The sequence below is a fragment of the Microbacterium sp. genome (genome assembly GCF_051860965.1).
In the GTDB taxonomy this organism is placed as follows: domain Bacteria; phylum Actinomycetota; class Actinomycetes; order Actinomycetales; family Microbacteriaceae; genus Microbacterium.
The window spans coordinates 297,276-317,852 of record NZ_JBIMKU010000003.1; the positions used below are offsets into that span (position 1 = coordinate 297,276).

The following is a 20,577-nucleotide window of genomic DNA, read 5'->3' on the forward strand; positions in this document are numbered from 1 at the left end:
CTGTGACGACCACCCTGATCACGGGCATCGGCGAGCTGACGACGAACGTCGCGTCGCCGGATGACCGCTTCGGCACGCTCCATGACGCAGCCGTGATGATCGACGGCGGTCGCATCGCCTGGATCGGCTCGACCGCCGATGCGCCGGCGGCCGACGACGTCGTGGATGCCGGCGGCCGGGCGGTGCTGCCGGGCTTCGTCGACAGTCACACGCACCTCGTCTTCGGCGGCGACCGCGCCGACGAGTTCGAGGCGCGCATGACGGGGGTGCCTTATGCCGCCGGCGGCATACGCCGCACGGTCACCGCGACGCGCGCCGCGACCGACGACGAGCTGCGTGCGCGCCTCGCGGGCTTCGTCGACGAGCTGCACGCGCAGGGGACGACGACGTTCGAGATCAAGACGGGGTACGACCTCACCGTCGAGGGAGAGGCGCGCCTCGCGCGCCTCGCGTCCGAGGTCACCCCCGAGGTCACCTATCTCGGCGCCCATGTCGTGCCCGCGGAGTACGCCGACGACCGCGAGGCCTACGTCGACCTCGTGTGCGGCGAGATGCTCGACGCCGTCGCACCGCACGCGAAGTGGTTCGACGTCTTCTGCGAGAAGGGGGCGTTCACGCCGGACGAGACGCGTCGCATCCTGCTCGCGGGCGTCGGGGCAGACCTGCTGCCGCGCCTCCACGGCAACCAGCTCGCCTACGGCGAAGGGGTGCAGATCGCGGTCGAGTTCGGCGCGTGGTCGGTCGACCACTGCACCTACCTGTCGGATGAGGATGTCGCGGCCCTCGCGGCATCCGACACCGTCGCGACGCTCCTGCCCGGCGTCGAGTTCTCGACCCGGCAGCCGTATCCCGACGCACGGCGGCTGATCGACGCGGGCGTCATCGTCGCGATCGCGAGCGACTGCAATCCCGGTTCGAGCTTCACGAGCTCGATGCCGCTCATGATCGCCCTCGCGGTGCGTGAGATGGGCATGACGCCCGCCGAAGCGGTGTGGGCGGCGACGGCCGGTGGAGCGCGTGCGCTCCACCGCGACGACGTGGGATCGATCGCTCCCGGCATGCGAGCGGATCTCGTGCTGCTGGACGCACCGACGCGCGTGCACCTGGCCTATCGCGCCGGCGTGCCGATCATCGACACGGTCTGGAAGGACGGCGTCGCGCTGTAGCTGCACGCGCCGCGATTGCCGAACCCACCCGCTTCGCGCGAGCCCACGCAGTTTCGTCGACCGAATCGAGTGGGTTCGTCGAAAGAAGGTGGGTTCGCGACAGCGCTTCGTCGTTCTCTAGCGCGGAGTCTGCTGATCCCAGCGGTCGGGGTCGATGGATGTCGCGACGTCCCAGTCGTCCACGTCCCACTCGAACGTCGCGACGGCGCACGTCGGCATGTGGGTGATCGCGCCATCCGAGAGGCGCTCGGCGAGCACGCTCATCCCCGGATCGTGGGCGACCACGACGACCGCGTTCACGTCGCGCTCCGCTGCGGCGCGCAGCAGCAGCGCGGCCGGGGCGCCGTAGAGCCGCTCCTGCTGCTCGACGGGGACGCCGAGCGCTCCGCTGAAGAAGTCGGCGGTCGTCACCGCGCGCAGCGCCGTGCTCGACAGCACCGCATCGGCGCGGAATCCGGTCGCGGCGAGTCGTCCCGCCATGGCGGGGGCATCACGGAGGCCGCGCTCGTTGAGCGGTCGATCGTGGTCGTCGAGCTGCGGATCGCCCCAATCGGACTTCGCATGCCGCACGAGGACGAGCCGGATCATGTCGTCCCCTCTGATGGTCGTGGCGCCGCCCGGGCCGCCAGAAGCTCGAGTACGCACAGGGCCGCGAGGCGCACGGTGCGCCCGTCGGGCGCGTCGGCCGTGGCATCCACCTCCGCGATGTCGGCGCTCGCGAGGCGCGCATCCGTCGCGATCCCGCGCACGAGCGCGCGCAGCTCCCAGGCTTCGAGCCCGCCGGGGACGGACGCGGGGCACCCCGGCGCGACCGAGCGATCGCACACATCGACGTCGACGTCGAGATGGATGCCGCCGCCGCCCGCTCCCGCGACCTGGAGCGCGTGCGCCACGACGTCGTCCACACCGCGTCGCCGCACCGCGTCGAGCGTGATGACCGTGATGCCGAGATCGAGCGCGCGCTGCGCATAGGCGGCGGAATTGGCGAAGTCGGCTATGCCGATCTGCACGATGCGCGTCGGGTCCAGTCCGTCTTCGACGAGACGCCGCACCGGCGAGCCGTTCGAGACGCCGTCGCGCAGGTCGTAGTGGGCGTCGAGCGTGATGAGCCCCTGCGCCCGAGCGCCCTGCGCCACCGCGTAGGTGAGCGAGTTGTCGCCGCCGAGCGCGATCACCAGACCCGCGTCGAGCGCCGCGACGCGGGCGCGCACCTCGGCTTCGCCCTCGGGGCCGTCGGGATCGGCGACGTCGCCGGCATCCACGATCCGCAGTCGCGCCGAGAGATCGACGGGTGGCGGGCCGATCAGGGTCGGGCTGTACCGGCGCAGCGCTTCGCGGATCGCGGCGGGCGTGGCATCCGCCCCCGTCGGCGACAGGGACGTCCGATGCGCGGGGACGCCGAGGATCGCGGCATCCACGCGCGTGCCGTCGAAGGCGGGCCAGTCCCCGGCGCGGGGCCACAGCGGATCGTAGGAGAGCGCCACGTCAGTTGCCCACGTAGACCCACGCGTCGTGACCGCTGGCGAGCACGACGGCGATCCGACGGTAGAGGGCGACTTCGTACTCGTCCGAGGCCTCGAGCTCGTCCTCGGTCACCCGGAACGCCTTGCCGACGATCTTGTCGAGCGGGCTGCCGGTCTCGCGCACGATCGGATGCACGGATGCGCCCGACAGGTCGACCACACGAGGATCCTCGATCTCGGCGTAGTCGAGCGTGTAGCCGGGGAGGACGTCGTCATCGCCCTCGAGCAGGCGCCCGAACGTGTCGAGCTGTACGTCGGGGTGTTGGAGCGTCCCGTAGCTGAAGAGGAGCTGGTCGGCGGCCACCCGCCCAGGCTAACCGCCCTCCGACCCCGCTGCCAGCGGGCGGGCGTCACAACCGCCCCGCCGATGCACGCGAGGGCGTCAGCCGAGAAGCGCATGCGCGATCGTGAAGATCACGAGTCCCGCGAGCGCGCCGACGAACGTGCCGTTGAGCCGGATGTACTGCAGATCCCGTCCCACCATGAGTTCGATCTTCTCGGTCGTCTCGTCGGCGTCCCACTTCTCGACGGTGTCGGTGATGATCGAGGCGATGTCGTGCCGGTAGCGGTCCACGAGGAAGACGGCGGCATCCGTCACGAACCCGTCGACGCGCTGCTGCAGCGACGCGTCGGTGGTGAGCCGGTGTCCGATCTCGGCGAGGGCGGACGCCATCCGCTTCCGCAGGCCGCTCTGCGGATCGGCGAGCGAGGTCAGCAGGCCGGCCTTGGCGGTGTTCCAGGCCTGGCCGGCGAGCTCGCGCACGCGGGGACTGTCGAACACGGCCGACTTGGCGTCCTCGAAGCGGCCGATCGTCGTGGGGTCGTGCTGCATGTTGTCCGAGAGCCGCCCGAGGTAGTCGTCGATCGCCTTGCGTGCGGGATGCGCCGGATCGGACTGCACCGCGTGGACGAACTTCACCGCCTCGTTGTAGACGGTGTCGTCGACGAGCCGGTGCGCGATCCCGGGCACCCACGACGGCAGGCGGCGCGAGACGAGCCCCGTGAAGGCGGCGTGGTTGTTCTCGAGCCACGTCGCGATGCTGTCGACGCCGAGGTCGACGGCACCGTGGTGGGCCCCGGCATCCACGATGCGCGACAGCCACTCGCCGAGCGGCGGACCCCACTCGGGGGCGATGAGGTGCTCGCGCGCGAGGTCTTCGATGAGCGACTGCACGTCGTCGTCGCTGAGCGCCCTGAGCACGCCGGAGGCCATGACGGATGCTTCGGCAGCGACCCTCTCCGCATGGGCGGGCTCCGCGAGCCACTCGCCGAGGCGCGCGGCGATCGCGGTGTGCTCGAGCTTGGCGCGCACGACGTCGCCGCGCAGGAACTCGGTCTCGACGAACTCGCCGAGGTTCTGGCCGATCTCGTCCTTGCGGTTCGGGATGATCGCCGTGTGCGGGATCGGGATGCCGAGGGGATGCCGGAACAGCGCCGTGACGGCGAACCAGTCCGCGAGCGCTCCGACCATGCCGCCTTCGGCCGCCGCTCGCACGTAGGCCAGAGCGGGCACCTGCTGCTGGAACGCGAACGCGACGACGAACACGACCGCCATGAACACGAGCGCGCCGAGCGCGACGCCCTTCATGAGCCGGAGCCCGCGACGGCGCTCCTGATCAGCCGGACTCAGGAGGGCTGTCGGGGTGCGCGCCATGCCGTCATCCTCGCACGGTACGGATAATTCAGGATCAGCGATGCGTCTCGGCTCAGATCCCCCGCACCAGGGCTTCCCGCCCTGAATAATCGGGCTCCTACACAGCCGCCTGCCGAGGGCGGACTTCCCACCGCTGTCACGTGGGAGGCGCCGAGCACGCGGCCCGCACGCAGGCTCGTGCTTGTGATCGACCTCTCTGCCATTGCCCCCGACCGTGTGCTGGGACGCGCCGACCTGCATGCGCTGGGAATATCTGATCACGCTATGGACCGACTGGTCCGCGAGGGGGTGCTCGTGCGCGCGAGGCGAGGCGCCTACCTGCGGGCCGACTCGACACGCAGTGTCGTCGATGCCGTCCGGGTGGGCGGCCGGTTGTGCTGCGTGTCGGAACTGGCGCGCGCCGGCGTCTTCGTCCATGTGGTCCCCCGTGAACTCCATGTGCACGTGCCGGGGAACGCTGCCCGGCTTCGCGGCGGCATCGCTGCTCGGATCCACTGGGCGCCACTGGCGCGGCAGCCCCGCCCCGGAGACGGCGCCGTGGAGATCATGGACGCTCTTGTACAGTCGGCTGCGTGCCAAGAGCCGCGTTCGCTCGTCGCATCTTTCGACTCAGCACTGCAGAGGGGGCTGCTCCGCCCGGACGATGTCGAGGACGCCTTCAGGCTGTTGCCGACGCGACTGCGCCGGTGGCGCGATCGCCTCGACGGTCGAGCGGAGTCCGGGCCGGAGTCGCTCGTCCGGCTCATGCTGCATGAACTGGGCCATCAGGCGGAGGTCCAGGTTCGGATCGCCGGCGTGGGGCGGGTCGATCTCGTCGTCGACGGATGGCTCGTCATCGAGTGCGACAGCCAGGCGTATCACGGCTCCTGGGACGCCCGACGCCGAGACGTCCGCCGCGACCAGGAACTCGCGGCGCAGGGCTACGTCGTGTTCCGCCCGATCGCAGAGGACATCCTCTACCGCCCGGCGGCTCTGCGCGCAGCGCTCGCGGGACTGCTGGCGCGGGCTCCGAAGAGACGCGCGCGATAAGTCAGGATGGGCACGCCATCGTCCGCCTCGGAAGCGCACGAACCGCGATCGCCCCTGAGTTATCCGGCGCGGAATCAGTCCTCGACGGGGCCGAGCCAGGCCGACGCGACCGTCGAGCGGGCCGACTCGGGATCCGAGGGATGGAAGAGCCCCGCGAGCACGTCGCGGTACAGCCGGCTGAGCTCGGAGCGCGTGAAGTACGACGATCCGCCCGCGACGAGCACGGCCTCGTCGACGACGTCCTTGGCCATCGTCACGGCGCGGTGCTTGACGCCGCTCATGTACGAGAACCACTTCGCATCGGGCGGAGTGAGATCGTCCAATGCGCGGCACAGTGCCGCGATCTGCGGCGGCAGGGCATCGTAGGCGAGCGCCATGTCGGCGATGCGACCGCGGATGTCGGGGTCCTGCGCGTAAGTGCGGCCGGTCTTCTTCGACGTGCGCCGGTGCGCCGTCTCGACCGCGAGATCCAGCGCCCGTCGGGCGATGCCGGTGTACACCGAGGCGAGGAGCAGCTCGAAGACGCTGAAGATGCCGAACACGATCGGGTCGGGGTTCGGCCCCGGGTCCACGCGCCGCACGACCCGGTCGGGCGCAGCGACGGCCCCGTCGATGACCGTCGTGCGGGACTGCGTGCCCCGCATCCCGAGCGTGTCCCAATCGTCCTTCGTGGTGATCGCGTCGCTGCGCGGAACGAACGCGTAGACCATCCGTGGCCCGTCCGGGCTCGTCGTGTCGAGACCGTGCAGGCCCAGCTGCGTCCAGACGGGGGCGAGCGACGTGAAGATCTTCGTGCCCGTGAAGACGTAGCCGCCGTCGGGCAGGGGCACGGCATCCGTGTCGCTCCCGAACAGCACGAGGTCGTTGCCCGCCTCGCTGATGCCGAAGGCGAAGACCTCGCCGGCCACCGCGCCCTCCTGCACGAACCGCAGATCGTCGATGCCGCGGTCGGCGAGGACCTTGGCGACACCCGTCCAGACGAGGTGCATGTTGATCGCCAGTGCCGTCGCCGGCGCAGCCGTCGCGAGGCGCTGCTGGAGAAGGGATGCCTCGGCGAGCCCGAGACCGCGTCCGCCGAGCGCGGAGGGCACGAGGATCGCGAGGTAGCCGGCATCCTTCAGATCCGCCAGATCGTCGTCGGGGAAGGTGTTCTCGCGGTCGTGGACGACGGCGCGCTCGCGGAAGCGCTCGAGCAGCTCATCGGGCAGGATCTCGCCCGGGTCGAAGGCGCTCATGCGAGCACCGCCCGCAGCTGCCGGACCGTCTCGTCGGGCTTGTCGCGATGCGGCGAGTGTCCGGCGCCGACGACGATCGAGACCGTGACGTTCGGGTTCGCCGTGACCTCGTCGACGAGCCGGCCCTTGAAGATCGAGTACACCTTGGGGTCGGACGCGATGACATGCGTCGGGATCGTGAGACGGGATGCCGCGACCCGCTCGTCCCACTCCGGATTCTGGATGCTCGTCTGCTCGACGGCCCAGCGGCTCGCCTGCTGCGCCGAGAGCGCCTTGAGCTCGATGTCCTGCTCGTGCCACGTCGGGTGCTCGGCTCGTACGGCGGCCTGCGTCGGATCGGCGAACGCGCGCGACTGGCTGTCGCGCACGATCTGCCGATCGCGCTCGGCGAGGTGGATCGCGGGGTCGACGAGCACGAGCCGGCGCGTCCAGCCGGGGTGGTCCGCAGCGGCGGACGTCGATGCCGCGCCGCCCAGGGAGTGGCCGACGACGAGGTCCCAGGCGTCGCCCGCGTCGGGGCGCGTCGCGAGGAGGTCCGCCGCATACGCGGCGATCGTGTAGTCGAGCGCGCGCGGCGCCGTGCCATGACCGCGGAGGTCGACGGCATCCACCCGCCATCCGTCGTCGGCGAGAGCCGTGCCATAGCGCCACATGAGCGGCCCATTGGACCCGAGGCCGTGCACGAGCAGCGCACGCCGGGATGCGGCGGGATCGCCCCACGAGATGCGGGGGAGGGTCACGGGAGCAGGCATACCGTCAATGCTACGGATCCGGATGCCCTCGCCGGCCGTCAGACGAGCTTCATGATCGCCGGGGCGACGAAGAACGCCACGAGCCCGAGAACCACCGCGCCCGCGAGCACGAGGATCACGAGGATCAGGACGTTGCCGAGGATCGCGAGCAGGAGGGCGAGGGCTTTGGATGCGGCGGTGTCGGACACGCTTCCGACGGTACGGATCGGACCCGAGCACCGGATCAGTCGGGGGAAGGACCCGCATACATCGCCGGCATGATTCCGAACGGCGCCGTCCCGCGGGAGCGATGATCGGCGCACATCGCCGCGACGGTCACGAACGCCCTCAGAATGGAACAGTGATCTCGACCGAATCCGCCATCGCCCTGCGCGACGCGGGCCTCGTGTGGCACCCGCGCTCCGGTGACCGGTTCCAGCTCGACGAGCCCGAGTTCGAAGCCGACGTCTTCACCGTGAGCGAGATGACGATCGAGCCGCGCGAGTACTCGACGGGCCGCATCCTGTCGTTCAACGGCACCACCGAGTGGGCGCTCGATTCCGTCGCGCTCGAAGACGCGCTGTGGCTGCCGCACGAGGCCCAGCTGCGCGAGCTGCTGCAGAACGCCTTCCGGTCGCTGCGGCGGCTCGCCGACACGTACGAGGTGTCGATCGAGCTGCGCGGCGAAACGCTCGTGTTCTCGCATCCCGAACCCGCCGACGCGTACGCGCTCGCGCTGCTCGAGGTGCTCGGCCGCCTGCGCTAGACGCCGATCGCGAGCGAGGCGGTGTAGCCCGCGGTCACCGAGCCCGCCATCGTCGCGATCTGATGGATGCCGCCGTCGTCGCCGAACACGTTGTCGCTCTGCAGCGACACCTGCGCGGCGTTGCGGACGCTCTGCTCGTATCCGCTCGTCGTGTAGACGACGTCGTTCGTCTCGGCCGGCAGCGCGATCTGGCTCGTCTTGACGATGGGACCGGATGCCACGGCCGTCGCGACGTCCTCGTAGACCTCGAAGTGGATGTGCGGCCACCGGCCCGAATAGCACGCGGGGTAGATCGAGGTGAAGGTCACCGTGCCGTTCGCATCGGTCTCCTGCACGCCGCGGAGGTAGTTCTCGTTCTCGACGCCCTGGCTGTAGAGCGAATAGCTGCCGTGCCGGTCGCAGTGCCAGAGGTACACGCCGCGGCCTGCGAGCGCGGCGCCGGTCGCGGCGTCCCGCACCGTCAGCGCGATCGTGAGCGGGACGCCGTCGGCCACCGTCGTCGAGGAGCCGAACGACGAGCGGATGTCGGAGCGCACGATGCCCGAGTCGTCGAGCACGTTGACGCCGTTGGAGCCGTCGGCGGGATACGGCCCGCCTGTCTCGTCGGGCACCTCGCTCAGCGACTCGGAGGCGCTCGCCGACGCGCTCGGGGTGGGTGTCGCCGTCGCAGTCGCGCTGGGGGAGGAGGATGCCTCGGCCCGCGGCGTGCACGCGGCCAGGAGAGATGTCAGGGCGACCCCGCCGAAGATGCCCAGCGCGCCCCGGCGGTCGATGAGCGTGCGGATGTCGTAGACGAGGCCGCGGTGGTCCTCGTCGATCGGCTCGCCGTTGTCGTCGAGCCAGCGGTCGTCGTCTCGTGTCATGCGACCACGAAAGCGAACGAGACTATGACTCCGCTATGACCGGGCTATGCGGTCTCATCGGATGGTGGGCACCGGCTCGGTGTCGGGGATCGGGCTCGCGTCGCGGTAGCGCAGGTCGGGGAAGCCCCGGACGAAGACGATCGCGACGACCAGACCCGCCGCGGCGAAGCCGGTCGCGGCGAGGTACGCACCCTGCGGGCCGATGTCGTCGATGAGGAAGCCGGCGATCGCCGAGCCCGCCGCAGCCCCGATGAGCTGGCCCGTGCCGACCCAGCCGAACGCCTCGGCGGTGTCGCTGAACTTCACGCTCGCCGATGTCATGGCGAACAGCACGGCGAGGGCGGGCGCGATGCCGATCCCCGCCAGCACGAGGGTCCCGCCGAGCCACCACACGTTGAGCGAGACCATCGTGAGCGAGAGGCCGACGGTCACGATGGCCAGCCGCCGGGCCATCGCCCAGCGGCTGATCGGGATGCGGCCCGAGACCAGGCCACCCGCCAGGCTGCCGACCGAGAAGACGGCGAGCACGAGGCCCGCTTCTAGGCCGCCGTGGTCGAACGTCGCGACGACGCCGGCCTCGACCGCGGAGCACGCGCCGATCAGGAGGAAGCCTACGACGGTCGCCAGCAGCACGGCGGGCTTGGTGAGCACCTTGCCGATCCCGCGGCGGCTGCGGGGGATGCGCACCCGTCCGACCTCGGGGGAGAGGATGAACCACGATCCGCCGCCGACGAGGATCACGACGATCACCAGCAGCGCGGGGACCGTGCCGACCTGCGTCGCGACGAACGTGATGAGCACGGGGGCGACGATCCAGATGATCTCCTGCAGCGACGCGTCGAGCGAGAACAGCGGCGTGAGCTGCCTCGACGTGACCATCTTGGGATAGATGGTGCGCACGGCGGACTGGACCGGCGGTGTCGACAGGCCGGCGATGAGACCGAAGGCCATGTAGCCGGGCAGGGGGAGCGAGAGCAGCGCGATCCCGGTGATGGACAGCGCGCAGATGACGAGGGTGATGGTGAGCACGCGCCGCATGCCCCAGCGGCCCATCCAGCGGCTCGTGACCGGCCCGGCGACCGCCTGGCCGATGGACGTCGCCGCCAGCACGAGTCCGGCCGCACCGTACGAGCCCGTGACGTGCTCGATGTGCAGCAGGATGGCGAGGCTCGTCATCCCGTTCGGGAATCGCGCGGTCAGCTGCGCCGCGATGATGCGGCCGACGCCGGGCGTGCGCAGCAGCTCCCTGTATCCCGCGTTGCCTCCTGCCACGCGTCCACGCTAGCGCGCGGTGCGCACTCCGATCGACGGGACTTCCCGAGCGTCCGCGACACGCCGCGACACGCCGAGACGAGTTTCCACAGGCGGATTCGATGTCGGTGGCCCTGCCTAGCGTGGCGCCTGTGGATGGATGCCAGCGAGGCATCCGAAACCGGCGTCTTTCAGGGAGTTTCCAGGTTCGCGAATCGATCGTCGCCTGTGGATGAATCGGTGGACAACCTGTGTTGTATCTGTTGAGAGCGGTGGAAAACTACACGGATGTAACTACTAGCCCTTGTGGTGCTATCGGATGTCGGTACCCATATGTAGTATTGGACTCCCGGTGGGGGGTCTACCGGAATGAACACCGTTTTGAGGGGAGAAACTCGTCACCATGACGATCACGGTCTACACGAAGCCTTCTTGCGTGCAGTGCACGGCGACCTACCGCGCTCTGGATTCCAAGGGCATCGAATACGAGGTTCTCGACCTCTCCGAGGATGCTTCGGCACTCGAGCAGGTCAAGGCGCTGGGCTACCTCCAGGCGCCGGTCGTCATCACCGATGAGGACCACTGGTCGGGCTTCCGTCCCGACAAGATCGACGAACTCGCTTCGCGCCTCGCGTAGAGCCGGTCTCCCATGAGCACGGCGACCGCGACGCGAGCGCCGCTGCTGGTCTACTTCTCGAGCGTCTCGGGCAACACCGCCCGATTCGTCGAGAAGCTCGGGCTGCGCGCAGCCCGCATCCCCCTCCACCCCACCGACGAGCCGCTCGAGATCGATGAGCCGTTCGTGCTGGTCACCCCCACCTACGGCGGGGGCCAGGGCCGGGGTGAAGAGAAGGGGGCCGTTCCCCGTCAGGTGATCCGATTCCTCAACGACGAGCGGAACCGGCGCCTGATCCGCGGAGTCATCTCCGCGGGGAACACCAACTTCGGCGAGCACTTCTGCCTCGCCGGCGAGATCATCAGCCGCAAGTGCGACGTGCCGCACTTGTATCGGCTCGAACTGTTCGGCACGCCAGAAGATGTGGATCGCGTGAGCGAGGGATTGGAACGATGGTGGAAGCTGCAGTGACCGAGAAGGACTTCAAGACCGAGGTGCGCTTCGAGGGGATGGATTACCACTCCCTCAACGCGATGCTCAACCTCTACGACGCGAACGGGCGGATCCAGTTCGACGCCGACAAGCGGGCGGCGCGGGAGTACTTCCTCCAGCACGTCAACCAGAACACGGTGTTCTTCCACTCGCTCAAGGAGCGCCTGGACTACCTCGTCGAGAAGGAGTACTACGAGCCCGAAGTGCTCGCGAAGTACTCGGACGACTTCATCCAGCAGCTCAACGACCGCGCGTACGGCAAGAAGTTCCGCTTCGAGACCTTCCTGGGCGCGTTCAAGTACTACACGAGCTACACGCTCAAGACCTTCGACGGCAAGCGCTACCTCGAGCGCTTCGAAGACCGCGTCGTCATGACGGCGCTCGGCCTCGCCGACGGCGACGAGAAGCTCGCGAACGAGCTCGTCGACGAGATCATCGCCGGCCGCTTCCAGCCCGCGACGCCGACGTTCCTCAACACCGGCAAGGCGCAGCGCGGCGAGCTCGTGTCGTGCTTCCTCCTGCGCATCGAGGACAACATGGAGTCGATCTCGCGCGGCATCAACTCGTCGCTGCAGCTCTCCAAGCGCGGCGGCGGTGTCGCACTGCTGCTGTCGAACATCCGCGAGTCCGGCGCTCCGATCAAGCAGATCGAGAACCAGTCCTCGGGCATCATCCCGGTCATGAAGCTCCTCGAAGACAGCTTCAGCTACGCCAACCAGCTCGGCGCACGCCAGGGCGCGGGCGCCGTGTACCTGTCGGCGCACCACCCCGACATCCTGCGCTTCCTCGACACCAAGCGCGAGAACGCCGACGAGAAGATCCGCATCAAGACGCTGTCGCTCGGTGTCGTGATCCCCGACATCACGTTCGAGCTGGCCAAGAACGGCGAGGACATGTACCTCTTCTCGCCCTACGACGTCGAGCGCGTCTACGGCGTGCCGTTCGGCGACATCTCGGTCACCGAGAAGTACCGCGAGATGGTCGACGACCCGCGCATCAAGAAGACGAAGATCAACGCGCGCGAGTTCTTCCAGACCCTCGCCGAGATCCAGTTCGAGTCGGGCTACCCGTACATCATGTTCGAAGACACGGTGAACGCGGCCAACCCCATCAAGGGCCGGATCAACATGTCGAACCTGTGCTCGGAGATCCTGCAGGTCAACACGCCCACGACCTACAACGAGGACCTCTCGTACGCCGAGATCGGCAAGGACATCTCGTGCAATCTCGGCTCGATGAACATCGCCCTCGCGATGGACGGCGGAGACCTCGGTCGCACGGTCGAGACCGCGATCCGTGCGCTCAGCGCCGTGAGCGAGCAGAGCCACATCTCGTCGGTGCGCTCGATCGAGGACGGCAACGACCGCTCCCACGCGATCGGCCTCGGGCAGATGAACCTGCACGGCTACCTCGCCCGCGAGCACGTGCACTACGGCTCCGAAGAGGGTCTCGACTTCACGAACATCTACTTCTACACGGTGCTGTTCCACGCGCTGCGCGCGTCGAACAACCTCGCGATCGAGAAGGGCGAGGCGTTCGACGGCTTCGCCGACTCGACCTACGCGTCGGGGACGTTCTTCGACAAGTACACGGATGCCGCGTGGGAGCCGCAGACCGAGAAGGTCAAGGAGCTGTTCGCCGGCATCCCGATCCCGACGCAGGAGGACTGGACGGCCCTCAAGGCCTCCATCCAGGAGCACGGGATCTACAACCAGAACCTGCAGGCCGTGCCGCCCACGGGATCGATCTCGTACATCAACAACTCCACGTCGTCGATCCACCCGATCGCGTCGAAGATCGAGATCCGCAAGGAAGGCAAGCTCGGTCGCGTCTACTACCCGGCGCCGTTCATGACGAACGACAACCTGGAGTACTACCAGGACGCGTACGAGATCGGCTACGAGAAGGTCATCGACACGTATGCCGCGGCGACGCAGCACGTCGACCAGGGGCTGTCGCTCACGCTGTTCTTCAAGGACACCGCGACGACCCGCGACATCAACAAGGCGCAGATCTACGCGTGGAAGAAGGGGATCAAGACGATCTACTACATCCGCCTGCGTCAGCTCGCGCTCGAGGGCACGGACATGTCCGAGTGCGTCTCGTGCATGCTGTGACCTTCTGAGACCGAGAGAGAACCGAGATGGCTGAGAAGCTGCAACTGCTGAACCACGTTCAGGCGATCAACTGGAACCGCATCCAGGACGAGAAGGACGTCGAGGTGTGGAACCGCCTCGTGAACAACTTCTGGCTGCCCGAGAAGATCCCGCTGTCGAACGACATCCAGTCGTGGAACACCCTGACCCCCGACGAGCAGCTGCTGACGATGCGGGTGTTCACCGGGCTCACGCTCCTCGACACGATCCAGGGCACGGTGGGCGCGGTGTCGCTGATCCCCGATGCGATCACGCCCCATGAAGAGGCGGTGTACACGAACATCGCCTTCATGGAGTCGGTGCACGCCAAGTCGTACTCGTCGATCTTCTCGACGCTGTGCTCGACGAAGGAGATCGACGAGGCCTTCCGTTGGTCGGTCGAGAACCCGAACCTTCAGAAGAAGGCTCAGATCGTCATGGAGTACTACCAGGGCGACAGCCCGCTCAAGCGCAAGGTCGCCTCGACCCTGCTCGAGAGCTTCCTGTTCTACTCCGGGTTCTACCTGCCGATGCACTGGTCGTCGCGGGCGAAGCTCACCAACACGGCCGACCTCATCCGCCTCATCATCCGCGACGAGGCCGTGCACGGGTACTACATCGGGTACAAGTTCCAGAAGGGTCTCGAGAAGGTCGGCCAGGCCGAGCGCGACGACATCAAGGACTACACCTTCTCGCTGCTCTACGAGCTCTACGACAACGAGGTCCAGTACACGCAGGACCTCTACGACGGCGTCGGCCTGACCGAGGACGTCAAGAAGTTCCTGCACTACAACGCCAACAAGGCGCTGATGAACCTCGGCTACGAAGCGATGTTCCCGTCGACGACGACCGACGTGAACCCCGCGATCCTCTCGGCGCTCTCACCGAACGCCGACGAGAACCACGACTTCTTCTCGGGCTCCGGCTCGTCGTACGTCATCGGCAAGGCCGAAGCGACCGAGGACGAGGACTGGGACTTCTGACAGGGGTCATCTGACGAGGGGGCGTGGATGCCGCGGCATCCCGCCCCTTCTTCACACGCAGACGATGCGACGGCTCCCTGCGGGCGCGGCCGTGACCCACAACACGCCGATTCCGCCGGCCAGCGAAGCCGCGCGCACATCGGTCGCGGGATACGACCGTTCGCCGTAGCAGTCGTCCGAACCGCTGTACCGCGCCCATTCGATCCGCGCGCCGTCGGGCACGTCGAAGGCCGACCACGGCATGAAGTCCTTGCCGATCCAGGCGCTGCCGGGCTGGCTGTCGTCGGGGCTGAAGTGCACGCCCTTCGAGCCGCTCTGCCAGCGGACGTCGACGCGGCCGTGCGCCTCGATCGGTGCGTCGAAATAGATGCCCTCTTCGGTGACGGTGTAGTTCGCCATGGTGCCGGTGGTCCCTCCGCGGCGCCTTTCGCCGACATGCCCCAGCCTGTCGCGTCGATCTCAATGCCCGGTTAACAGCACCGGCACGAGAACTCAGTTCTCGCTCAGGGTCTGCCTCGGCGCCGACGGGACCGGATGACGCGCTGTCAAGCCCGTGCCGAGGCATCCGACATCTGGTTGTCTGATCGCATGAGGACTCTCCTTCGCTGGCTGCTCGCCGGCTCGATGGTGTTCGCGGGGCTCAGCCATCTGTTCTGGGCGCGCAAGGAGTTCCAGGCGCAGGTGCCCGATTTCGCGGGCGAGGTGATGGACAAAGACGCCGTGGTCGTGGCATCCGGCGTCGTCGAGATCATGCTCGGCGCGTCGCTCGTCGCTCTGCCGAAGTCGCGCGGCACGATCGGCTGGATCCTGGCGGCGTTCTTCACCGCGATCTTCCCCGGCAACCTCGAGCAGTGGGCGAAGAAGCGCAGCGGCTTCGGCCTCGACACCGACGAGAAGCGCTTCGCGCGCCTGTTCTTCCAGCCGGTCCTCGTCGCGTGGGCGATCTTCTCGACGAGGCCGAAGGGTTCTGCATAGGCTGTCGTCGATGCCTCTTCTCTCGCTCCTCGTCATCGGCGTGATGGTCTTCTCGCTCGTCGACATCATCCGCCGCGACGACTTCCAGGTGAAGCACCTGCCGAAGACGTTCTGGATCATCATCGTGATCCTGCTGCCGCTCATCGGCTCGGTCCTGTGGTTCACCCTCGGCCGCGTGTATCCCGAGGACGGACCGCGGATGCCGAGGCCCCCGCGCACGGCGACGACCGCACCCGCACCGGCGCCGACCTACGCGCGAGACACCCGCTCGACCGAGCAGCAGCTGGCAGACCTCGAGCGCGAGATCGAAGAGGACCGCCTGCGCGACGAACTGCGTCGGCGGCAGCGCGAGAACCCTAGTTCTTGACCGACGCCGTAACGGTGAACTTCGCGGTGCGCGCGATCTGACGCGTCGGTCCGACGAGCCGCTCGAGTGCGGGTCGGTACCGCAGCGCCGAGTTCCAGACCGTCCACAGCTCACCGCCGGGAGTCAGGGAGCGCGCCGCATCGGCGAAGAAGCGCGGCGCGATGTCGGGAGTCACGGCCGCTCCGGTGTGGAACGGAGGATTGAGCGCGATGAACGACGCGCTCGTGTCGGGAACGCGTGAGAGGAGGTCGTCGCGCACGACGCTCACCCGGTCGGCGACGCCGTTCGCCGCGGCGGTGGCGCGCGCCGAGGCCACGGCGGCGGCGGACTGATCGGTGGCGTAGACGTCGAGTCCGGGATGCCTCGTCGCGAGCGCTGCGGCGATCACGCCCGTGCCGCACGCGAAGTCGATGACCATGCCGCCTCCGGGCGCCTGGGTCGGCAGATGATCGAGGAGCAGTCGCGTGCCGATGTCGACGGACGCCCCGGCGAACACCCCGCCGTATGCGCACACCGCGACGCCGTCGACCTCGGCCTGCGCGGGCGCGGGATCATGGCCGTCGTGCGGACCGCGCGCGACGAGAACCCGGGACTTCTGCCGCGCGTGCGTGACGTCCACCCGCGTGAAGTGCGCTCGCAGCACGTCGTTCATGGTGGGAGTCATGTGCTTGAGCCGCCCGCCGGCGAAGACCACGACCTCGGGCGAGGCGTGCGCCGCGACGAGCGCCGCGATGTCGCGGAGGGCATCCAGCGCGCGCGGCAGTCGCAGCAGCACGATCGTCGCGTCGCGCACGAGCTCCGCCGCGAACGGCAGGGACGTGAAAGTGCCTTCGAGGCCCGTGACGACGGCGTTCGCTTCCAGTGCGCGTTCTGCGGTCAGCGGATCCTGATGGACCCGGATGCCGCGGGCTCCGCCGTCCGCCGCGGCGAGCGTGAGGGCCCCGTACGCATCGCCGATCACGACGAGGCCGCCGGAGGCCGCGCCCGACCGGGCGTGGGCCGATTCATCGAGGATCAGGCGGTCCGCGGCATCCATCGCCACCAGCCCGTCGCCCTCGACGTCGGGCCAGCGCCGCAGCGCATCGGGCGAGAAGGTCACCGCTCCACGCTAGCCGTCCGACGCGGTCGATCCGTCCGCATACGCTGGAAGACCCGGCCCCGAAGGAGACCCGTGTTCCGCACGCCCTTGAACCTCTTCCGCACGCTCGCCGTCGTGGAGGCGATCACGTGGACCCTCCTCATCGGGGGACTCATCCTGCGGGCTACGAGCGACCTCGCGATCGCGGTCACGATCGGCGGCGGGATCCATGGGTTCGTGTTCCTCGCCTACGGCGCGACGGCGATCCTCGTCGCGAAGAACCAGCGCTGGGGTGCCGGTCCGACGGTCGTCGCGATCGGCAGCGCGATCGTGCCGTACGCGACGATCCCGACCGAGCTCTGGCTGCATCGCTCCGGAAGGCTCGACGGCGCGTGGCGACTCGCGCAGACCGATGACCCGCGCGACGGCGCGTGGCATGACCGGCTCATGCGCTGGTTCCTGAACCGCCCGTGGGTGCTCGCGATCCTGCTCGTGCTCGCCGTGGTCGCGATCTTCGTCGTGCTGCTGATCCTCGGTCCGCCGGGAGGCCGCGACTGACGGACGTGCGGTCGGCCTAGCCGCCGTAGTCCGGAAGCTGCTGCAGCGTCCACGTGTTGCCGTCGGGGTCGTCGAACGACACGAAGCGACCCCACGCCTGCTCGTCGACGCCCTGGGCCTCGACGCCGAGTCCGCGCAGGTGCGCGAGGGCTTCGTCGGCGTCGGGCACGACGACCTGGATGGTGTTCTGCTGACCGGGCTCGAGCGTCGTGCCCAGCCCCGTGCCGAACGCGATCGAGCACGCCGAGCCCGGGGGAGTCATCTGCACGAACCGCAGCCCCTCGAACGGGACCTGGTCGTGATCGGCGTGGAAGCCGATCTTGACGTAGAAGTCCTTCGCGCGATCGACGTCGCTCACCGGCACGTGGATGAGTTCGATCTTCCAGTCCATGGGCTCTCCTCCTCGAAGTTCTCCCCGTTGAGAGCGACGTTACGCCCGACCGCGGACATCCGCTGTCCGCGAACGAGCCCCTGGGAATAGACCCGCATCCCTGCCGTTGAAGTTGATACGACTGTGCTCAAGTTCGTAGACTTGACAGTCCTCAACTCAACTTCCAGGAGAGTCGGAATGCCCGAAGACTTCACCCCCGCAGCCTCGTCCGGCGAGAACGACGGCTCGTTCGACGAGTTCCTCGCCCGCTATCTGGCGGGCGAACGCGCCCGTGCCGAGCGCTCGATCGATCTCAGCCGCTTCCTCGGCGCCCGCACCCAGGAGATCCTGCAGCGCGCCGGCGCCTACGCGCTCGGTCGCGGCCAGCGCGAGCTCGACGCGCTTCACGTGCTGCGCGTCCTCGCCGCCGAGGCGCCCGCGAAGGACGCGGTCGCGCGGATCGGCGCCGATCCGGTGGCGATCGTCCGTGCCGCCGAGGACCGGCTGCCCACTGCCACGGCGGCGGCCGATGTCGACGGCGCCGTCATCACCCCGTCTGTGCAGCGCGCGCTGTTCCACGCGTTCCAGGTCGCGCGCTCGTCGGGGTCCACCTACGTCGACCCCGAGCACCTCTTCTTCGCCCTCGTCCTGGCGCAGGACACCCCCGCCGGCCAGGTGCTCGCCCGTGCGGGCGTGACGGCCGAGGCGCTCACGCAGAGCGCGCGCGAGACCGTCGCACCGACCGGAGGGCCCATCGCCGAGGAGAGCGCCGCAGCATCCACCACCCCCATGCTCGATCGATTCGGCACGGATCTGACGGCACGCGCCACTGCGGGCGAGCTCGACCCCGTCATCGGCCGCACCGACGAGATCGAGCAGACGATCGAGATCCTGAGCCGCCGCACGAAGAACAACCCCGTCCTGGTCGGCGAGGCGGGCGTCGGCAAGACCGCGATCGTCGAGGGGCTCGCGCGGGCGATCGTCGCGGGCGATGTGCCCGAGCAGCTGCTCGGCCGCCGCGTCGTCTCGCTCGACCTGCCGGCGATGCTCGCGGGCACGCGCTACCGCGGCGACTTCGAAGAGCGCCTCACCAGCACGATGGACGAGATCGCGACGCTGAAGGACGACCTCATCGTCTTCATCGACGAGGTGCACACCGTCGTGGGTGCCGGCGGCGCAGGCGAGGGGGCGATGGATGCCGGCAACATCCTGAAGCCGCGTCTCGCGCGCGGCGAGCTGCACCTCGTGGGCGCGACGACCCTCAAGGAGTACCGGACGATCGAGAAGGACCCCGCCCTCGAGCGGCGGTTCCAGCCCGTGCGCGTCGGCGAGCCCTCGGTCGAGGACGCCGTGCTGATCCTCCGCGGCCTGAAGACCGCGTACGAGGAGCACCACGGCATCGTCTACACCGACGACGCCATCCGCGCCGCCGTCGAGCTCAGCGACCGCTACCTGTCGGAGCGCGTCCTGCCCGACAAGGCGATCGACCTGATCGACCAGGCCGGTGCGCGGCTGCGGCTGCGCCTGGGCGCGAAGGTGGACGTCAGCGCACTCGTCGAGCAGCTCGCGACGCTCGAGGCGGACAAGAACGCCGCCGTGTCGGCCGAGCACTACGAGGACGCCATGCGCCTGCGCGACGAGATCGCGACCGTGCAGACGCGGCTGGACGAGGCGACCTCCCGCCCGGCCGGGGATGCCCTCGCCGTCGTCGACGAGCCCGAGATCGCGGCCGTCATCAGCCGGGCGACCGGCATCCCGGTCAACCGTCTCACCGAGACGGAGCGCGAGCGCCTCTCGTCCCTCGAGGACGAACTGCACGCCCGCGTGATCGGGCAGGACGACGCCGTGACCGCCGTCGCGAAGGCTGTCCGTCGCAACCGCACGGGCATGGGCGACGCCCACCGCCCCGTCGGCTCCTTCCTGTTCCTCGGCCCCACGGGCGTCGGCAAGACCGAGCTCGCGAAGGCCCTGGCATCCTCCCTCTTCGACGACGACGACTCCGCCGTGATCCGTTTCGACATGAGCGAGTTCGGCGAGCGGCACACGGTGTCGCGGCTCGTCGGCGCCCCTCCGGGATACGTCGGCTACGACGAGGCCGGGCAGCTCACCGAGCGCGTGCGGCGCAACCCCTACGCGGTCGTGCTGTTCGACGAGATCGAGAAGGCGCACCCCGACGTGTTCAACCTGCTGCTGCAGGTGCTCGACGACGGGCGGCTGACCGACGGTCAGGGGCGCACGGTCGACTTCCGCAACACGGTGATCGTCATGACGTCGAACCTCGGTTCGGAGTTCCTCGCGTCGCGCGGTGGAGCCATCGGCTTCCTCGCCGCCGGCGGCGGATCCACGGGCTTCGGCTCCGAGAAGGACCTCCGCGACCGCGTCATGGGCAAGCTCCGCGAGGCGATGCGGCCCGAGTTCCTCAACCGGATCGACGACATCGTGCTGTTCCGCAAGCTGGAGAAGCCGCAGCTGACCGAGATCGTGTCGCTGCTGCTGCACGCGACCGAGTCCCGCCTGGCACGGCGCGAGGTGGACCTCGTCGTGACCGATGCGGCGACCGAATGGCTCGCCGAGAACGGCTACGAGCCCGAGTACGGGGCGCGTCCGCTGCGCCGCCTCATCCAGCGGGAGGTGGATGACCGCATCGCCGAGCTGTTCGTGACGGGTGCGCTCGTCGACGGCGGATCGGTGACGGTGGATGCCGCTGCGGGCGCCATCGTCGTGGCATCCGGGGTCTCGGTCCCGCTCGCCGCCTGACGGATCGATACGGGTCATGCCACGCTGG

23 protein-coding genes are annotated in these 20,577 nt (G+C 68.8%); 11 read left to right on the forward strand and 12 right to left on the reverse strand.

All coding sequences use genetic code 11. The features are described 5' to 3' along the window. Positions 1-2 precede the first annotated feature (2 nt). Complete coding sequence (gene hutI, locus ACTIFV_RS07280; protein WP_439592109.1) at positions 3-1,166, forward strand: imidazolonepropionase; 1,164 nt, start codon at positions 3-5, stop codon at positions 1,164-1,166. 117 nt (positions 1,167-1,283) lie between these two features. Here the strand turns inward: hutI and ACTIFV_RS07285 are convergent, their stop codons facing one another. The 4 genes from ACTIFV_RS07285 to ACTIFV_RS07300 form a co-directional block, all read right to left on the reverse strand. Then, a complete protein-coding gene (locus ACTIFV_RS07285) occupies positions 1,284-1,754 on the reverse strand; it encodes a SixA phosphatase family protein (RefSeq protein ID WP_439592110.1) in 471 nt (156 codons plus the stop codon). Then, on the reverse strand, positions 1,751-2,584 hold the full coding sequence (locus tag ACTIFV_RS07290) for an arginase family protein (RefSeq protein ID WP_439592306.1): 834 nt from the start codon (positions 2,582-2,584) through the stop codon (positions 1,751-1,753). The genes ACTIFV_RS07285 and ACTIFV_RS07290 overlap by 4 nt, the downstream gene beginning before the upstream one ends. Before the next feature lie 67 nt (positions 2,585-2,651). Beyond that, positions 2,652-2,993, reverse strand: a complete 342-nt coding sequence (locus ACTIFV_RS07295) for a gamma-glutamylcyclotransferase family protein (protein WP_439592111.1) — start codon at positions 2,991-2,993, stop codon at positions 2,652-2,654. Positions 2,994-3,071: 78 nt separating this feature from the next. Next, positions 3,072-4,343, reverse strand: a complete 1,272-nt coding sequence (locus ACTIFV_RS07300) for a DUF445 domain-containing protein (protein ID WP_439592112.1) — start codon at positions 4,341-4,343, stop codon at positions 3,072-3,074. 216 nt (positions 4,344-4,559) lie between these two features. On the opposite strand from ACTIFV_RS07300, the gene ACTIFV_RS07305 reads away from it, so the two are divergent. After that, positions 4,560-5,372, forward strand: coding sequence for a type IV toxin-antitoxin system AbiEi family antitoxin domain-containing protein (locus ACTIFV_RS07305; RefSeq protein ID WP_439592307.1), 813 nt, complete (start codon positions 4,560-4,562; stop codon positions 5,370-5,372). A gap of 74 nt (positions 5,373-5,446) precedes the next feature. Here ACTIFV_RS07305 and ACTIFV_RS07310 read toward each other — a convergent pair whose 3' ends face one another. From ACTIFV_RS07310 to ACTIFV_RS07320, 3 genes are read right to left on the reverse strand one after another with little or no spacing between them, the layout of a single operon-like run. Then, positions 5,447-6,607 (reverse strand): acyl-CoA dehydrogenase family protein, encoded by a 1,161-nt coding sequence (locus ACTIFV_RS07310; protein ID WP_439592113.1) that lies wholly within the window; start codon positions 6,605-6,607, stop codon positions 5,447-5,449. Further along, positions 6,604-7,359 (reverse strand): alpha/beta fold hydrolase, encoded by a 756-nt coding sequence (locus ACTIFV_RS07315; protein ID WP_439592114.1) that lies wholly within the window; start codon positions 7,357-7,359, stop codon positions 6,604-6,606. The genes ACTIFV_RS07310 and ACTIFV_RS07315 overlap by 4 nt, the downstream gene beginning before the upstream one ends. Positions 7,360-7,397: 38 nt before the next feature. After that, positions 7,398-7,547 (reverse strand): hypothetical protein, encoded by a 150-nt coding sequence (locus ACTIFV_RS07320; RefSeq protein ID WP_439592115.1) that lies wholly within the window; start codon positions 7,545-7,547, stop codon positions 7,398-7,400. A gap of 152 nt (positions 7,548-7,699) precedes the next feature. On the opposite strand from ACTIFV_RS07320, the gene ACTIFV_RS07325 reads away from it, so the two are divergent. Further along, positions 7,700-8,104 carry a pilus assembly protein CpaE gene (locus ACTIFV_RS07325; RefSeq protein ID WP_439592116.1) on the forward strand — a complete coding sequence of 135 codons (405 nt, stop codon included), beginning with the start codon at positions 7,700-7,702 and terminating at the stop codon, positions 8,102-8,104. Here ACTIFV_RS07325 and ACTIFV_RS07330 read toward each other — a convergent pair. Further along, entirely contained in the window at positions 8,101-8,967 is an 867-nt protein-coding gene (locus ACTIFV_RS07330) for an intradiol ring-cleavage dioxygenase (protein ID WP_439592117.1), read from the reverse strand. The genes ACTIFV_RS07325 and ACTIFV_RS07330 overlap by 4 nt on opposite strands. A gap of 54 nt (positions 8,968-9,021) precedes the next feature. Then, entirely contained in the window at positions 9,022-10,182 is a 1,161-nt protein-coding gene (locus ACTIFV_RS07335; RefSeq protein WP_439592308.1) for an MFS transporter, read from the reverse strand. Between the two features lie 439 nt (positions 10,183-10,621). Here ACTIFV_RS07335 and nrdH point away from each other — a divergent pair, with 439 nt between their 5' ends. Genes nrdH through nrdF form a run of 4 tightly spaced genes read left to right on the forward strand, consistent with a single transcriptional unit; the run spans position 10,622 to position 14,444 of the window. Beyond that, the gene (nrdH, locus tag ACTIFV_RS07340) at positions 10,622-10,855 is read left to right on the forward strand and encodes a glutaredoxin-like protein NrdH (protein WP_439592118.1); all 234 of its coding nucleotides are present in this window, start codon (positions 10,622-10,624) and stop codon (positions 10,853-10,855) included. Between the two features lie 12 nt (positions 10,856-10,867). After that, a complete protein-coding gene (gene nrdI / locus ACTIFV_RS07345) occupies positions 10,868-11,305 on the forward strand; it encodes a class Ib ribonucleoside-diphosphate reductase assembly flavoprotein NrdI (RefSeq protein WP_439592119.1) in 438 nt (145 codons plus the stop codon). Further along, positions 11,287-13,443, forward strand: a complete 2,157-nt coding sequence (nrdE, locus tag ACTIFV_RS07350) for a class 1b ribonucleoside-diphosphate reductase subunit alpha (protein WP_439592120.1) — start codon at positions 11,287-11,289, stop codon at positions 13,441-13,443. The genes nrdI and nrdE overlap by 19 nt, the downstream gene beginning before the upstream one ends. Positions 13,444-13,469: 26 nt before the next feature. Next, complete coding sequence (gene nrdF / locus ACTIFV_RS07355; protein WP_439592121.1) at positions 13,470-14,444, forward strand: class 1b ribonucleoside-diphosphate reductase subunit beta; 975 nt, start codon at positions 13,470-13,472, stop codon at positions 14,442-14,444. A 51-nt stretch (positions 14,445-14,495) separates the two neighbouring features. Here nrdF and ACTIFV_RS07360 read toward each other — a convergent pair whose 3' ends face one another. Beyond that, the gene (locus ACTIFV_RS07360) at positions 14,496-14,843 is read right to left on the reverse strand and encodes a hypothetical protein (RefSeq protein WP_439592122.1); all 348 of its coding nucleotides are present in this window, start codon (positions 14,841-14,843) and stop codon (positions 14,496-14,498) included. Between the two features lie 189 nt (positions 14,844-15,032). Between ACTIFV_RS07360 and ACTIFV_RS07365 the strand changes: the two genes are divergently transcribed. Together ACTIFV_RS07365 and ACTIFV_RS07370 are read left to right on the forward strand one after the other, a co-directional pair. Continuing rightward, positions 15,033-15,419 (forward strand): DoxX family protein, encoded by a 387-nt coding sequence (locus ACTIFV_RS07365; protein WP_439592123.1) that lies wholly within the window; start codon positions 15,033-15,035, stop codon positions 15,417-15,419. Positions 15,420-15,429: 10 nt separating this feature from the next. Further along, entirely contained in the window at positions 15,430-15,786 is a 357-nt protein-coding gene (locus ACTIFV_RS07370) for a PLDc N-terminal domain-containing protein (protein ID WP_439592124.1), read from the forward strand. Here ACTIFV_RS07370 and ACTIFV_RS07375 read toward each other — a convergent pair. Then, positions 15,776-16,885 carry a class I SAM-dependent methyltransferase gene (locus ACTIFV_RS07375; RefSeq protein WP_439592125.1) on the reverse strand — a complete coding sequence of 370 codons (1,110 nt, stop codon included), beginning with the start codon at positions 16,883-16,885 and terminating at the stop codon, positions 15,776-15,778. The two genes, ACTIFV_RS07370 and ACTIFV_RS07375, sit on opposite strands and share 11 nt — an antisense overlap. Before the next feature lie 72 nt (positions 16,886-16,957). On the opposite strand from ACTIFV_RS07375, the gene ACTIFV_RS07380 reads away from it, so the two are divergent. After that, on the forward strand, positions 16,958-17,422 hold the full coding sequence (locus ACTIFV_RS07380; protein WP_439592126.1) for a DUF3817 domain-containing protein: 465 nt from the start codon (positions 16,958-16,960) through the stop codon (positions 17,420-17,422). Between the two features lie 16 nt (positions 17,423-17,438). Here the strand turns inward: ACTIFV_RS07380 and ACTIFV_RS07385 are convergent, their stop codons facing one another. Next, a complete protein-coding gene (locus ACTIFV_RS07385) occupies positions 17,439-17,813 on the reverse strand; it encodes a VOC family protein (RefSeq protein ID WP_439592127.1) in 375 nt (124 codons plus the stop codon). A gap of 177 nt (positions 17,814-17,990) precedes the next feature. Here ACTIFV_RS07385 and ACTIFV_RS07390 point away from each other — a divergent pair, with 177 nt between their 5' ends. Beyond that, positions 17,991-20,549, forward strand: a complete 2,559-nt coding sequence (locus tag ACTIFV_RS07390; protein WP_439592128.1) for an ATP-dependent Clp protease ATP-binding subunit — start codon at positions 17,991-17,993, stop codon at positions 20,547-20,549. Positions 20,550-20,577 lie beyond the last annotated feature (28 nt).

Coding starts and splice junctions, on each gene's coding strand:
- ACTIFV_RS07310 (WP_439592113.1), bottom strand. CDS start 6,607: ATGAGCGCCTTCGACCCGGGCGAGATCCTGCCCGATGAGCTGCTCGAG.
- ACTIFV_RS07365 (WP_439592123.1), top strand. CDS start 15,033: ATGAGGACTCTCCTTCGCTGGCTGCTCGCCGGCTCGATGGTGTTCGCG.
- ACTIFV_RS07360 (WP_439592122.1), bottom strand. CDS start 14,843: ATGGCGAACTACACCGTCACCGAAGAGGGCATCTATTTCGACGCACCG.
- ACTIFV_RS07370 (WP_439592124.1), top strand. CDS start 15,430: ATGCCTCTTCTCTCGCTCCTCGTCATCGGCGTGATGGTCTTCTCGCTC.
- ACTIFV_RS07390 (WP_439592128.1), top strand. CDS start 17,991: ATGCCCGAAGACTTCACCCCCGCAGCCTCGTCCGGCGAGAACGACGGC.
- ACTIFV_RS07285 (WP_439592110.1), bottom strand. CDS start 1,754: ATGATCCGGCTCGTCCTCGTGCGGCATGCGAAGTCCGATTGGGGCGAT.
- nrdH (WP_439592118.1), top strand. CDS start 10,622: ATGACGATCACGGTCTACACGAAGCCTTCTTGCGTGCAGTGCACGGCG.
- ACTIFV_RS07300 (WP_439592112.1), bottom strand. CDS start 4,343: ATGGCGCGCACCCCGACAGCCCTCCTGAGTCCGGCTGATCAGGAGCGC.
- ACTIFV_RS07385 (WP_439592127.1), bottom strand. CDS start 17,813: ATGGACTGGAAGATCGAACTCATCCACGTGCCGGTGAGCGACGTCGAT.
- ACTIFV_RS07315 (WP_439592114.1), bottom strand. CDS start 7,359: ATGCCTGCTCCCGTGACCCTCCCCCGCATCTCGTGGGGCGATCCCGCC.
- nrdI (WP_439592119.1), top strand. CDS start 10,868: ATGAGCACGGCGACCGCGACGCGAGCGCCGCTGCTGGTCTACTTCTCG.
- ACTIFV_RS07330 (WP_439592117.1), bottom strand. CDS start 8,967: ATGACACGAGACGACGACCGCTGGCTCGACGACAACGGCGAGCCGATC.
- nrdE (WP_439592120.1), top strand. CDS start 11,287: ATGGTGGAAGCTGCAGTGACCGAGAAGGACTTCAAGACCGAGGTGCGC.
- nrdF (WP_439592121.1), top strand. CDS start 13,470: ATGGCTGAGAAGCTGCAACTGCTGAACCACGTTCAGGCGATCAACTGG.